We start from the raw sequence: 13,796 nt of genomic DNA, 5'->3' as shown, positions 1-13,796 counted from the left end.
ATTATTTGTAACCATAAAAGTAAGTGATATGAGGAATGTTATTTCCCGACTTCGATATTTGCGGGTGGTTATTTACTTGGGCGCAAACACCAAAAACCTCACCTAGCATGTTTTCGGTTAATACCTCACTTGGCGCGCCTGAATGCGTAATTTCACCATTTTTAATAACCACTAGTTCATCGCACATTGCAGAAGCTAAGTTTAAATCATGAAACGATGCAAATACCGTTACACCCAACGATTTAGCAAGCTCCATAACCTGTATTTGGTATTTAACATCTAAATGGCTAGTTGGCTCGTCCATTATTAACAGTTGAGGTTGCTGGACTATGGCGCGGGCTATCAAGGCACGTTGCTTTTCACCGCCTGAAAGCGATTCAAAGCTTTGATCACTATGATCTTCCAACCCGACTGTATTGATTGCTTGAATGATTTTTTGTTTATCAATGTTAGTTATTGAGCTAAATAACGATTTATGAGGCGTTAGCCCAAGCGCAATAACATCAAATACGCTTAAGTTAAATTGCGACGGAGTTTCTTGTAAAACAACCGCTACTTTTTTTGCGTACTCATCGCTTTTTAGCTGCCAAATGTCGGTGTTGTTAAACTCCACCACGCCATCACTAGGTTTATTAAAGCGATATAAACAACGCAATAAGCTCGATTTACCTGCGCCATTAGGTCCAATTAAACCAACAAATTTACCTGTGGTTATTTTAAGGTTTATTTTTTTGAGAATCGTTTTATTGCCAATACCCCATGATACGTTTTTAACGTTTAGTAATGGTTTATTTAATGGCGTTTGAGTGTGCAATAGTCAGTCCTAGGCTAGGGTCTGTTGATCTTTCAAGGTTAAATTTGCAANTTTGCAGCAGTCTGTTTGGTATTTAGGCAAGGCAGAGCCTATGTAGTGTGGTTATTCCCCATAAATGGGCGATAACGTAGCATTAATGCCAAACAGGCGCTGCCCAAAGGGTTCTTTCTAGGGGCTATTTACTCTTTGTTGCTCGGTTTTTACTTAGCCCACTAGGTTACAAACCTCGCGCCGCGATTAAATAGCCCCTAGTTTGAACAAATTTTAATCCGCAAAGATCAGCAGACCCTAGGTTAAACTCACTAAAAATGCGATAAAAATACTAATGCACTACAAGAAAAAATGAGTAAACCCGCTCGTTAATAGAATTCATACCAATTGCATTAAATTAGTGATTTATTATAGCGACAGATAAATAGCTTAATAACAAGGCGGAAATTATGACATATAGTTGTTCTATATGAGTAATTTTTAACGAAGTTAGTAAGTTATTTAATTCGCTAGAAAGATCATGTTTTTAATAAAATTGGTATTATACCATTTGTATCTGACTTAAAGCTTTGCGCTAATTACAGTTGCGGGAACAGTCGAGGACTCGCACCTCATTCCAAATGAAGCTCTATTATGGGCGGCTAAGTAAATAATTTAAAGCAAAAAAAACCGCACTCAAAAGAGCGCGGTTAAAAAGGGAGTGTTTTAACTAATCGTTAAAACTTGTATTCCATACCTAAGCCTACGTAGTCTTGGTCAACGTTGTTGTCCATATCGAAGCTTGAATAAAAACCAAATACTTTAATATTTTTATTTAATTTGTGATCAAGACCAACTGAAATTGCTGACTTATCGTCGCTGTCGTCAAAGTCCATATCTTGGTATTGCACTTTAAATGTGTTGTTACCCATGCTGTAAGCAGCATTTAGCAAGTAACCATCCGCTTCTGCGCTGCCATCTACTGCTTCTTGTGTTTGGTACATTGCGCCCAATTTAAAGTTTTCAACTTTACCTTGGATTGATGCACGCACTACGTCGTAGCCATTTACTTCACTATCGGCTGCAATAGAGGCGTATACCGCGCTCTTTTTAAGTGCCACGTCACCGTATGTCACCGCCATTGAGTAACCGTTATCAGCGTCTACATCATCTTCAGCTACAAAAGTAGCAAGTACTTTAAAGCCTTCGTATGAGTTTGATGAATAACTAACTGTATTTCCTAAGCGGTTTTCACCTTTAAATACATTTTTAATGTCGCCTTCAAGATCGTTAAATAAATCTAACTTACCTTGAGATTGCTTAAGCGCAGTATCGTTACGACCAATTACAACCTGACCAAACGCACCTTTTAAACCAACATATTGGTTACGCGCAGAAATATTGTCGTCGTTATCGCCTTTTGAATCAGCATCAGACACATCAACTTGAAACTCAAACTTATATACCGCTTCTAAACTATCATTTATTTTTTCAGAACCTTTAACACCAAGACGAGATGCATTACTTTTTATCTCGGTAAAAGACCCTTCGCCATCATCAGATGATTGCACTGTTACATTCGCTTTACCGTAAATGTCTACGTCGGCAAGTGCATTAAAAGATAAACCACTTAATAGTGCTAAGCATAAGCTCGATTTTACAAATTTCATGTTATTTCCTTGGATAATCACAAAAGACTAATTTTCAAAACTGCTGCATTTTGTCATTCATAAATGACAGTAATATTACAACAGAAATATTAATGTCTTTTTTTATTAATAAAAATGCATTAAATGTGAAATCAAAATAACATGAAAGCCTAGTAAGTGGTCGTACTTACTTATCTTGCTTTAATGACAAGCTTGGCGTCATTTGCGAAAGTAAATTAACTAAGGTTTCTATTAGCTCTTTTTGCTCGTTGTCTCTGTGATACGCAATAAATACGTCTCTTGAGGTGTTTTCTACCCCTTTGACATGAAACAACTCACCTTTTTCTAAATGCCCTTCAACCAATACTTGAGGTATAAATGCACTACCACCACATTGCAGTATTAAATCAAGTGCAATACGTCCCGTGCTGGTTCTAAAGTAAGGTGGCGTTTTTCCTGTAAACTGACGCGCATGCCAAAGAGAAAAAGTAGTTCCCCAATCAACATACACATATTGATTATCAAAAAAGTTTTCGTTCGTTGCGGTGTCGTATCCGCTTACTGGAATGATTGGCAACTCACAAATTCGCTCTACCACTAATTCATCTACTTTTGGTGGATCAAATAATATTGCCAAATCGAGAGTACGCTCTAATAAAAGTCGAGTGCTCTCTTGTTGTGCTTTAACTTCTGCAACCAACGACACGCCCGGCATCGCCGATACAATATTTGTTATACCAAACTGTAAAAAAGCATCCCAAATATTAGGCGTTCCTGCTAAGCTAATTTGCTTATGCATATTGTCGGCAAGTGCAACATCTACTTTGGCGCGCTGCATGCCCGTAATAATCATTTGTGCGTGCGGTAATAAGCGCTCGCCAGGTGCTGTAAGTTGAATATTATTACGCTGGCGAATAAACAAATTAACACCAAGCCCTTGCTCTAATTGGCGAATTCTAAAGCTCACTGCAGACTGCGTAATATAAAGGTTTTCGGCCGCTTTACCAAAGTGACGCGTACGCACTACTTCAACAAATGTTTTTAATAAATCGATATCCAATTTTTTATCCTCACGATAAAAATAATTTGTTTAATAAATTGCCAAACTTGCATCATACTCCAGCTAATTAATAGGGTATGAGGATAAAGCTATGAGCAATAACATTTCATTACTACGCCAAGCATTTGTTAGCCAACGTCAATTTTATGATGATCAGAATTTTCCACGTGGTTTTAGCCGCAGCGGAAACTTCACCTTATTAGAAGCCAGTATATTAGAACAACATGGTGTTGTTTTAAGAGGCTTATACAGTAAAACAATTGAGCCGCAAAACGAACATCAAGAACAGTTTGTAGCAGTAGTAACTGGCTCACAAGAACCTACTAACCCAATCGAACGTGCTTGGGTAAAATACTTAAAGCTAACGACCTGCAAAACTAAGTTTCATACTTTATTTGGCCGCTCAAAAATGTCAGGGCCAGCACCGATTAGCCAAGAGTATTATTCAGAAGCGGATAATCTGTAAGTACTTAAGTTATTTGCTTTTTTGCGTTTTAACAGTTACAACTTGTATAAGCAAATATTTTTGCAAAATATAAACAGGGTTGTTCCGTGACGCGAAAAATACTAATAGTTGAAGATACACCTGCAATGGCGCGAGTGCAAAAGCACATCGCGCTTAAAGCAGGCTATGAAGTTGATATAGCAGAGTCATTAGCACAAACAAAAGAGCTTATAAGTAAAAATAGCTATTTTTGCGCTGTAGTTGACTTTATCTTGCCTGATGCCTCATCAGGTGAAGCAGTACCCTGCACTGTTAATGCTGATATCCCAACGATTGTAATGACGGGCAATATTGATAAAAAAACCCGCGACACCGTCGAAAAATACCCAATCATCGATTACATCATTAAAGAAAACAAACAAGCTTACCAATACCTAGAAAAACAATTACACCGCTTACCTCGCAACGAAAATGTAAAAGTACTGGTTGTTGATGATTCTAAATCGACTCGACGATACATTTGCAGCTTGTTAGTTCGTCACAAATATCAAATTATTGAAGCACAAGACGGACAAGAAGCATTAAAGATGCTCGAAAATTCACCCGACATTTCAGTCATCATTACTGATAATGAAATGCCCAACATGAATGGCGATGAACTATGTAGCGAGATTCGCCGCTTATATAGCAATGATGAAAAAGCTATTATTGGTATTTCTGGTTCTGACTCTGTAGGGCTTTCTAGTTTATTTTTAAAAAATGGCGCAAACGATTATTTGCATAAACCTTTTAATAGCGAAGAGTTTTACTGCAGGCTTAGTCAAAACGTCGATATGTTAGAACTTATAGCCACTATAAGGCGACAAGCCAACACGGATTATTTAACCAATTTACCAAATCGTCGTTACTTTTTTGAAGAAGCTGAAAAATCATTAAAGCAAATAAAACATACTAAAGGTGATGGTGCTTTAGCTATGCTTGATATTGATCACTTTAAATCAATTAACGATACATACGGGCACGATGTTGGCGACGAAGTATTAAAAGGACTCTCTATTTGCTTTAGTAAATATTTTAAAAAGTATTTAGTAGCCCGCTTAGGTGGTGAAGAGTTTGCCGTTTACTTTGCAAATGCGGATAAACAAGAAGCACTAAAAAGACTTGAAGGTTTTAGGTACTTTATAGAAATGAATAGCCAGGAGTTTAGTAGCGCTAAGATTAAGTTTACTATTTCAATTGGTTTTGTAAGTGGCCCTGTTTATCAAATTGATGAGCTATTAAAACAGGCCGATTTAAAGCTGTATGACGCTAAAGAAACCGGCCGTAATAAAGTAGTCAGCTAGGCTGTAACACCTACACCTCGGCGGCTGTTATTGCCGCCTTTTTACGTTTGCGTGATTGATGGTAAGAATCCCAACTAAAAATAGCTAGCGCACTCCAAATACATGCAAACGTAACTAATCTCTCAGCGTCAAACACTTCACCGTAAAACACCACTGCCAATATAAACATTAGGCTTGGCCCAATATACTGAAAAAAGCCTAATGTAGTGTATTGCAAACGCTTAGCGGCGCCAGTAAAACACAGCAGTGGTAATGTAGTTACAATACCTGCACTAATCAGTAATGCATTAGTATGCCAATCGTTAGCTGGCAGGCTTGATGTTGCTGTAGGCACCATTAACCACCAATAAATGAGTGCAACAGGCAGTAATATAAGTGCTTCAAGTAAAATGCCAGGTAAGGCTTCAACGGGTAGTTTTTTACGTAACAACCCATAAAGCGCAAACGATATAGCTAATGAAAATGCCACTACCGGAAACGAGCCAAAACTAATTAACTGCAGCACAACACCGGTAAAGGCCAGTGCCACTGCTACACCTTGAAACTTACGCAGGCGTTCACCTAAAAAGAGCATACCCAGTAATACATTTAAAAGAGGGTTTATGTAATAGCCCAAACTCGCATCAAGCATATGGTTATTATTTATAGCCCATATAAATAAACCCCAGTTAAACCCTAGTAATGTTGAGGTAATAACAAGCATAAGCAAAAGCTTAGGCTGAACAATAATGCGTTTAACTTTATCCCAATACTTTAAAACACTTACTACTAGTACTAAAAATACAACCGACCAAACAACCCGATGCATTAAAATTTCAAAGGCAGAAACATGCTGAATTAACTTAAAATATATTGGCGCAAGGCCCCACATAAAAAAAGCAAGACAAGCAAAAATAGCACCTTTACGCTGCTCAGTATCAATCGACATAATAAACACTTAGTGATTTAAAAGGCCGCTAGTTTACTTCCCATACACGTTTTATCCAACTAAATACGTGCCTGTCCCAAAAGCAATTTGAACTGATTGCTCATTATGTAATTCCATTCGACAAACACACACTTTATTACCTGAGCGAATAAGTGTGGCACTCGCTGTAAAGCTCTCTCCTTTACCAGGGCGCAAATAATCAGTGCGCAAGTCGATAGTCCCAAGCGTGGCTAATTTTGTTTGCACACTTCCTATATCTAAATCGGTGAGCTTATCAATCACGCTTGCTGCAGCGAGCATACCGCCTACATTATCAAGTACGGCTGAAATAACACCACCGTGCAGTATTTTTTGCGCAGGGTTACCAATGAGTACATCCTGCCACGGAAACGTAATTTTGGCCTGTTCAGGGCTCAACGACTCAACCGATATTTGTAAAAACTGGTTAAACGGCATGCCATTTACAAATAATGCGCCCACTTGTTCAATTAACATTTCTTTATTCATTATTATTCTCTATGTCAAAACAGGTAAGATGAGTAAAACATACATAGTGTAAAACTACGAGACTCCACTTAAATAATTTATCAAGTAACTCAGCTAAAGACATCTCACTAAAAAACCACTAAAATACCCGCCAATGAATACATCAACACCACCTTTTAGCACCCTTGTGCGTAAACCCGAAACTGTCCTCAAACAAGTGTTTGGCTACAGTGAATTTCGCGACGGCCAAAAAACAGTTATTGATGCTGCTATTAACGGCCAAGACTCGCTTGTATTGCTCCCTACTGGCGGCGGAAAATCGGTTTGCTATCAAATACCCGCTTTAGTGCTTGAAGGCGTCACTATTGTTATATCTCCGCTCATATCGCTAATGCAAGATCAGGTAAGTCAACTACAAGCACTTGGGGTTAAAGCCGCTTACGTAAATAACAGCTTAGCGCGAGAAGAGCAGCAACTGGTGTATCAACAGCTTCATCAGGGGCAAATTAAGCTTTTATATGTGGCACCTGAAAAAGTATTACAACGCGAATTTTTAGAGCGTTTATCGCATTTAAATGTAAGTTTATTTGCCATTGACGAAGCGCATTGTGTGTCGCATTGGGGTCATGACTTTAGGCCTCATTACTTTCGCTTAAACGAATTAAAGCAACGTTTTGCACATGTACCCATGATGGCGCTCACTGCAACTGCCGATAAAGCCACACGGTTTGATATAGTTGAGCAACTAAAATTACAACAGCCTTATATTCATACTGGCAGCTTTGATCGCCCCAATATTCGCTACACCATAGAAGAAAAATTTAAACCTATGGTGCAATTGCTTCGCTACCTAAAGGAGCAAAAAAGCCAGAGCGGTATTATTTATTGCACTAGCCGTAAACGCGTAGACGATATTGCTGAAAAAATTGCAGATGCAGGGCTAAACGCTGCCGCTTACCATGCAGGTATGAGTAACGAGCAACGACAATTTGTACAAACTGGTTTTGCCCGTGACGATATACAAATAGTGGTCGCAACCGTTGCCTTTGGTATGGGTATAAACAAGCCTAACGTGCGTTTTGTACTGCATTACGATATTCCAAAAAGTATAGAGTCGTACTATCAAGAAACAGGCCGAGCTGGGCGAGATGGACTTGCCGCAGAAGCCATAATGTATTTTGACCCAGCTGATATTGGCCGTGTAAGACGTTTTTTTGAAGACATAGACGACGAGCAACGCCGCCGTGTAGAAGAACAACGCTTTAACGCAATGGCAAGCTTTGCAGAAGCACAAACGTGTCGCCGCCAAATATTACTTAACTATTTTAGTGAGTATAAGCGCGAACCTTGTGGTAACTGCGATATTTGTCTAAATCCACCTAAAAGCTTTGACGGTACATTGGTTGCCCAACAAGCGCTTTCTTGTGTGTATAGAGCTGACCAGCGCTTTGGTCTTGGGTACATTGTTGAATTACTACGTGGTGCAAATACTAGCCGCATACGCGATAACAATCATCATGAGCTAAGCACTTACGGCATAGGTAAAGATAAAAGCAGTGAATTTTGGCTTAGTATTTTACGCCAACTTATTCACCAAGGCTTACTTAGCCAAGATATAACGCAAGGTGCGTCACTTAGATTAACCGAAGCCGCGCGTGCAATTTTAAAAAGTGAGTACGCACTGCAATTAGCCGAGCCACGCCTGCAAGCCAAACACGTTTATCAAGATAAGTTAGCGCAATTCAATTACGACAAAAAACTGTTTGCTCGCCTGCGCGCACTACGTAAAGAACTTGCTGATGCCGATGATGTACCACCTTATGTGGTATTTAATGATAAAACATTAGCCGAAATGGCGCAGCTTATGCCAACAAACGACAGTGAATTTTTAAAAGTGTCGGGTGTGGGTTTTACTAAGTTAAATAAGTACGGCGGCGAATTTTTAACTGCAATTCGCAATTACCTAGCTACAAATTAAGAATGTTATGACCCAAATAGAATATGACCACGCCCATAAATACATTTTAATTACACCAGTCGAGCCTCCACACGATGAAGACTTTGAACTGTGGAGCACACTCTTTTTACACTCAGACGATTTAACACTCAATGAGTATTCTGCAGGCGCCGATCGCCATCAAGTTCGCTTTACCTATAATCAGCAGACCTTTAATTTAAACTATGAGCATTACAGCCAAAGTATTTGGATTAATGCCGAAGGCCATGAAGCTGAGCACTTATTAGCCGCTTTAGCATTTTATTTAAGTTAGCTTTTAATATCCCGCCCACAGGCGGTTCTAAACCAGGTTGGTTATTAACATAAGTGAATATGAGTAACAATTAATTAGTTTCAAAATCCATACCTTTTACTTACATTATAATAACAATGATGTAAGCTGATATTACGATAGTCATTTGCTACGTAGCAGTAAAGAGGTTTAATGGTGAACAAGAAATGGATAGCACAATGTTGTATTAGCTTAACGGTTTTAAGCTTTTATGTGCCTAATGCATTCGCACAACAATCTTCAACGAAAACTGATAACTGCCTTGTAGAACAGACAGATTTAAGCACAAATAAAAACTTACGCCGAGAAGTTCAAGACAAAACAACCCTCACGCACAGTAATAGTAACGCTAAAATAGCCTCAATAAAGCTCAAGCAACTTAATGTATTTAATACTGAGCTTGAAGAGGAAAATAATGCCCTATTCCGATTTGCTAACCGCGCTCATATTCAAACAGAGCCCGATGTCATTAATAACCTTTTATTATTCTCCCCTGGTGACAAGTACGATGCTAAAAAGCTTGCAGAGTCTGAGCGCCTACTTCGTAAAGAAAGCTACTTATATGATGCACAAATTAGTGCAATCGAAAACTGCGACGGTGACGTTAATGTAGAAGTGGTTACCCGTGATTTATGGACACTTTTACCTGAAGTAAACTTTAGCCGTAGCGGCGGAGAAAATAAATCAAGTATAGGTTTTAGAGAATCAAACCTGCTTGGTTGGGGGAAGCGCCTTTCGTTGTCACGCACGACCGACAGCGATCGTAGCGGTTATTTATTTGTTTACGACGATCCTAATATTTTATCTACTCGCTACCGCGGCCGTTTAGAGTACGCTGATAACAGCGATGGCAAGCGCCATTTACTTGAGCTAACCTATCCATTTTACGCGATAGACACCCCTTTTAGTTACGGTATTTTAAGCTATTCTGAGCAGCGCGAAGAGTCACTATATAAACGCGGCGAAGAGTTTAGCGAATTTGATCAAACTACTGATTTAAACCGTGCATTTATAGGACACTCTAAAGCGCTTAATAATAATTGGACCCAACGCTTAACCTTAGGTTATACCGACGAGCAGCATACCTTTGAAGCTATAGACACTACATTTGCACCACTTGCCGATGACAGAAGTTTAAGTTATCCCTTTATAAGCGGCCATTGGTTTGAAGATAACTACATAAAAGTACGCAATTTTGACAGTATATCTCGCACTGAGGATTTAAACTTAGGTTGGAATATTAAAAGCTTAATTGGCTATTCAGACGAATCATTAAGTAATGACGACAGCCGCGCGGTGTATTCTGTTAACTTTAAAAAAGCCCACTTTACTAACGATAATACCTTATGGCGTTTTAGTGCTGATATTGATGGCTATTGGAATAAAGAACAGAAAAAACTCGAAAACTTTATGGCCACTAGCCAAGTACAATATTATTTAAATACCAGTGAAGACCAATCTTGGTATGTTAAAGCCCGCGTGCAATACGCAAAAAACCTTACTGCTGATCAACAGCTTACTTTAGGCGGCGAAACAGGCCTGCGTGGTTACCCTATGGATTATCAACATGGCGACCGCAGCTTTTTAGTTAATCTAGAAAAGCGCTATTACTGGGAGTACGATTTACTACAACTATTTAAAGTGGGTGGCGCAGCTTTTGTGGATGTGGGCAGAGCATGGTTTAACGATAAAGATAATGGTGAAAACGCACATGTATTAAAAAATATAGGCGTGGGTCTTCGTTTAGCACCGAGTCGTGCAAATTCAGGAACCATGATTCACATTGATATTGCAGCCCCAGTTGATAGCTACGATGACGTAGACTCAGTACAGTGGTTAGTGAGCGTTAAAAATACTTTTTAAATAATACAAACGCGTTAAACTAATACCAATTGCATTAAATTAAATTGGTATAAAAGTTCAGGGTCTAATGTGGAAATAATAGAAGTTTTAGAATTGTTTGCATCACAATATAAGTTGATTGTAACTATAATCGCTATTTTGGTTTTCCCTCTGCTATTAAAAATAACCAAAAAATTACTCGAAAAAGCAATTAAGGGGAAAGTTGATTTACACCGAAAATATCGTGCAGAGCTCTTACTAAAAATTATACTCGCCTTTGTCGTGCTGTGTTTAGTTTTAGTATTTTGGGGTATAGAGCTGCGTGGCTTATTGGTTTTAGGCTCCTCTTTATTCGCTATGTTGGGCGTAGCACTATTCGCTGCCTGGTCATTATTGAGTAACCTCACCGCATTTTTACTAATGTTTATTCAAAACGATTGCCGTGTTGGCTATTGGGTACGAATTATTGATGGTGCGAATCATATTGAAGGGCGCATTGTTGAAATGGGCTTAATGAATGTAGTACTTGAGCATATTGATGGGCACCGTGTAATTTACCCTAATAATTTATTTGTGACACGCCCTGTCATGGTTTTAAATAAAGAACCAAAGCCAACAAAAGCTCCCGTTATAAAGCGTATTATTGGCCCTAAAAAACATAGTTAAAAAAGTAATAGTCACAAAAAAGCCGCAGTAAGTAATTAACTTCTGCGGCTTTTTTAATGCTTAACTAACCACAATTAAGACTAGGGCGTGTTGATCTTTGATGGTTGAATTTGCAGCAGTATGTTTTGTTTTTAGGCAAGGCAGAGCCTATGAAGTGTGGTTACTCCCCATAAATAGGCGATAACGCAGCATAAATGCCAAACATGCGCTGCCCTTCGGGTTCTGCCTAGGGGCGATAAACTCTTTGTTACTCGGTTTTTACTTAGCCCACTAGGTTACAAACCTCGCGCCGCGATTTAATCGCCCCTAGATTGAACAAATTTCAATCCGCAAAGTTAAACACGCCCTAGCTATTAGTTATTTAGTTCAGCTGTTTTAAGCTCGTCATCTAAATCGTTTATCTCATCAATAAAGTTCTCTAGTTGCTGCTCTACTAAACTATTGTCATTTGCAAAGTAAGCAAGGTGGAATACCGCATCACCTTCATTTACCAATGGCATAGTTTGCTGACCAATAACAATACCGCCTTTAGGCGCTAAAAGCTCAAGCTCAGAGTCACCTAGTGGGCTACTAATATAAGCAAGTACTTGCCCTTTAGTTACATGCTCCCCTAGTGATACTTGTGCACGCACAATGCCATCAACTTCGGCACGTATCCAACTAGTTGAACCTGCAATAATAGGATCTGGTAACTTTTTAGGACGCTTGCCACGGATCATTTTTAAATGACGCATAACATAATCAACACCCTGTACACCGGCCGCAATTGCGATTGGATCAAAACGCAGTGCTTCACCAGCTTCATAGGTTATAACCGGTATACCTAGGTTTGCAGCTTCACTTCGTAATGAGCCATTACGCAATGATGCATCTATAACCGCTGGCGTGCCGAATGCTTTAGCCATTTCAGCGGTTGCTTCATCAGCTAAGTTAGCGCGAATTTGCGGTAAGTTAGTTCGATGAATAGCGCCAGTATGTAAATCAATAATGTGGGTACAATGTATTGCCACTTGATTAAAAAACATATAAGCCATACGCCCAGCAAGTGAGCCACGCTCAGAACCTGGGAAGCTACGATTCATATCGCGTCTGTCTGGTAAGTAACGCGATTTATGAATAAAGCCAAACACATTCACAATAGGCACAGCGATTATTGTGCCGCGCAGTTGGCTTGGGTCTATTTTAGCAATTAACTGACGCACAACTTCTACGCCATTTAGCTCATCACCATGAATAGCCGCACACACCATAAGCACAGGACCTTCCATTACACCGTTAACCACTTCAATAGGAATATTAAGTGGTGAATGGGTATAAAGTTTAGCTGCCTCTAAGGCAAGTGTTTTACGCTCGCCTACGCCTACACTCTCTCCTAATAAGGAAAAAGGACGGTTAATTTTAACCTTTGCCACGTGTTGCTGTTCCTTTACTTGAAGCATTTTTTTCGATGAAATCAATCACCATGCCTGCAATGTCTTTACCTGTTGCTATTTCAATGCCCTCTAAACCTGGTGATGAGTTTACTTCCATCACAAGTGGTCCACGAGATGAGCGAAGTAAATCAACTCCCGCTACGTTCAAGCCCATTGATTTAGCCGCGGCTACTGCCGTTTTACGTTCTTCTGGAGTAATACGAACTAATGTAGCACTACCGCCACGGTGAAGGTTAGAGCGGAACTCACCTTCTTGTGCTTGGCGCTTCATTGCTGCTATTACTTTATCGCCTAATACGAAACAACGTATATCGGCACCACCCGCTTCTTTAATGTATTCCTGAACCATAATATTAGCTTTTAAGCCCATAAACGCTTCAATAACGCTTTCTGCCGCTTTGCGTGTTTCAGCAAGTACAACACCAATGCCTTGTGTGCCTTCAAGTAATTTAATTACAACAGGTGCACCGCCTACCATTTCTAGTAAGTCTTTTACATCATCTGGTTTGCTAGCAAAACCTGTTACTGGCATACCAACGCCTTTGCGCGAAAGTAACTGAAGTGAGCGTAATTTATCGCGCGAACGAGAAATAGCGACTGATTCATTTACAGGGTAAACACCCATCATTTCAAACTGACGAAGTACCGAACAGCCATAAAATGTAACCGATGCACCAATACGCGGGACGATTGCGTCAAATTCTTTTAAGTTTTCACCGCGATAGTGAATTTCTGGTTGCTCAGAGTTGATATTCATATAACAGCGCAATGCATCAATCACTTTAACTTCGTGACCGCGTGCCTCTGCCGCCTCAATTAAGCGACGTGTTGAATATAATTTTCTGTTGCGAGATAAAATACCGATTTTCATA

At 39.5% G+C, this 13,796-nt stretch carries 13 protein-coding genes and 1 riboswitch; of the genes, 6 read left to right on the top strand and 7 right to left on the bottom strand.

From position 1 onward, the window contains the following. Position 1: 1 nt before the first annotated feature. The 3 genes from GQR39_RS10050 to GQR39_RS10040 form a co-directional block, all read right to left on the bottom strand. A complete protein-coding gene (locus tag GQR39_RS10050; protein WP_165735509.1) occupies positions 2-814 on the bottom strand; it encodes an ABC transporter ATP-binding protein in 813 nt (270 codons plus the stop codon). A gap of 520 nt (positions 815-1,334) precedes the next feature. After that, positions 1,335-1,469, bottom strand: a riboswitch (cobalamin riboswitch). Positions 1,470-1,521: 52 nt separating this feature from the next. Further along, positions 1,522-2,454 carry a porin gene (locus tag GQR39_RS10045; protein ID WP_024590705.1) on the bottom strand — a complete coding sequence of 311 codons (933 nt, stop codon included), beginning with the start codon at positions 2,452-2,454 and terminating at the stop codon, positions 1,522-1,524. Positions 2,455-2,620: 166 nt separating this feature from the next. Next, a complete protein-coding gene (locus tag GQR39_RS10040; RefSeq protein WP_007583736.1) occupies positions 2,621-3,493 on the bottom strand; it encodes a LysR family transcriptional regulator in 873 nt (290 codons plus the stop codon). Positions 3,494-3,584: 91 nt separating this feature from the next. Between GQR39_RS10040 and GQR39_RS10035 the strand changes: the two genes are divergently transcribed. Further along, positions 3,585-3,959 carry a DUF413 domain-containing protein gene (locus GQR39_RS10035; RefSeq protein WP_007583734.1) on the top strand — a complete coding sequence of 125 codons (375 nt, stop codon included), beginning with the start codon at positions 3,585-3,587 and terminating at the stop codon, positions 3,957-3,959. Between the two features lie 86 nt (positions 3,960-4,045). Next, entirely contained in the window at positions 4,046-5,281 is a 1,236-nt protein-coding gene (locus GQR39_RS10030) for a response regulator (RefSeq protein WP_165735508.1), read from the top strand. A gap of 10 nt (positions 5,282-5,291) precedes the next feature. Here GQR39_RS10030 and rarD read toward each other — a convergent pair whose 3' ends face one another. Further along, positions 5,292-6,209 carry an EamA family transporter RarD gene (rarD, locus tag GQR39_RS10025; RefSeq protein ID WP_101216526.1) on the bottom strand — a complete coding sequence of 306 codons (918 nt, stop codon included), beginning with the start codon at positions 6,207-6,209 and terminating at the stop codon, positions 5,292-5,294. 51 nt (positions 6,210-6,260) lie between these two features. Beyond that, positions 6,261-6,716 carry a thioesterase family protein gene (locus tag GQR39_RS10020; RefSeq protein WP_007583728.1) on the bottom strand — a complete coding sequence of 152 codons (456 nt, stop codon included), beginning with the start codon at positions 6,714-6,716 and terminating at the stop codon, positions 6,261-6,263. Positions 6,717-6,849: 133 nt separating this feature from the next. Between GQR39_RS10020 and recQ the strand changes: the two genes are divergently transcribed. The 4 genes from recQ to GQR39_RS10000 all read left to right on the top strand — a co-directional run bounded on the left by recQ (position 6,850) and on the right by GQR39_RS10000 (position 11,491). Further along, positions 6,850-8,673, top strand: a complete 1,824-nt coding sequence (gene recQ / locus GQR39_RS10015; RefSeq protein WP_165735507.1) for a DNA helicase RecQ — start codon at positions 6,850-6,852, stop codon at positions 8,671-8,673. Between the two features lie 7 nt (positions 8,674-8,680). Beyond that, positions 8,681-8,965 (top strand): DUF3630 family protein, encoded by a 285-nt coding sequence (locus GQR39_RS10010; protein WP_165735506.1) that lies wholly within the window; start codon positions 8,681-8,683, stop codon positions 8,963-8,965. A 171-nt stretch (positions 8,966-9,136) separates the two neighbouring features. Continuing rightward, positions 9,137-10,846 (top strand): BamA/TamA family outer membrane protein, encoded by a 1,710-nt coding sequence (locus GQR39_RS10005; RefSeq protein WP_165735505.1) that lies wholly within the window; start codon positions 9,137-9,139, stop codon positions 10,844-10,846. A 69-nt stretch (positions 10,847-10,915) separates the two neighbouring features. Beyond that, entirely contained in the window at positions 10,916-11,491 is a 576-nt protein-coding gene (locus tag GQR39_RS10000) for a mechanosensitive ion channel domain-containing protein (protein ID WP_010553281.1), read from the top strand. Positions 11,492-11,844: 353 nt separating this feature from the next. Here GQR39_RS10000 and GQR39_RS09995 read toward each other — a convergent pair whose 3' ends face one another. Next, positions 11,845-12,903 carry a succinylglutamate desuccinylase/aspartoacylase family protein gene (locus tag GQR39_RS09995; RefSeq protein ID WP_007585786.1) on the bottom strand — a complete coding sequence of 353 codons (1,059 nt, stop codon included), beginning with the start codon at positions 12,901-12,903 and terminating at the stop codon, positions 11,845-11,847. Next, complete coding sequence (gene rimK, locus GQR39_RS09990) at positions 12,890-13,795, bottom strand: 30S ribosomal protein S6--L-glutamate ligase (RefSeq protein WP_002961977.1); 906 nt, start codon at positions 13,793-13,795, stop codon at positions 12,890-12,892. The genes GQR39_RS09995 and rimK overlap by 14 nt, the downstream gene beginning before the upstream one ends. Position 13,796: the final 1 nt, after the last annotated feature.

This window comes from Pseudoalteromonas sp. C8 (assembly GCF_011378685.1).
Taxonomy (GTDB): domain Bacteria; phylum Pseudomonadota; class Gammaproteobacteria; order Enterobacterales; family Alteromonadaceae; genus Pseudoalteromonas; species Pseudoalteromonas arctica.
The sequence above is the reverse complement of the archived record's forward strand: the minus strand, read 5'-3'. Positions and strand labels throughout refer to the sequence as shown.

Excerpts from the sequence above, each read along its gene's own strand:
- GQR39_RS10045 (WP_024590705.1), bottom strand. The coding sequence starts at position 2,454 with ATGAAATTTGTAAAATCGAGCTTATGCTTAGCACTATTAAGTGGTTTA.
- recQ (WP_165735507.1), top strand. The coding sequence starts at position 6,850 with ATGAATACATCAACACCACCTTTTAGCACCCTTGTGCGTAAACCCGAA.
- GQR39_RS10005 (WP_165735505.1), top strand. The coding sequence starts at position 9,137 with ATGGTGAACAAGAAATGGATAGCACAATGTTGTATTAGCTTAACGGTT.
- GQR39_RS10010 (WP_165735506.1), top strand. The coding sequence starts at position 8,681 with ATGACCCAAATAGAATATGACCACGCCCATAAATACATTTTAATTACA.
- rimK (WP_002961977.1), bottom strand. The coding sequence starts at position 13,795 with ATGAAAATCGGTATTTTATCTCGCAACAGAAAATTATATTCAACACGT.
- GQR39_RS10035 (WP_007583734.1), top strand. The coding sequence starts at position 3,585 with ATGAGCAATAACATTTCATTACTACGCCAAGCATTTGTTAGCCAACGT.
- rarD (WP_101216526.1), bottom strand. The coding sequence starts at position 6,209 with ATGTCGATTGATACTGAGCAGCGTAAAGGTGCTATTTTTGCTTGTCTT.
- GQR39_RS10020 (WP_007583728.1), bottom strand. The coding sequence starts at position 6,716 with ATGAATAAAGAAATGTTAATTGAACAAGTGGGCGCATTATTTGTAAAT.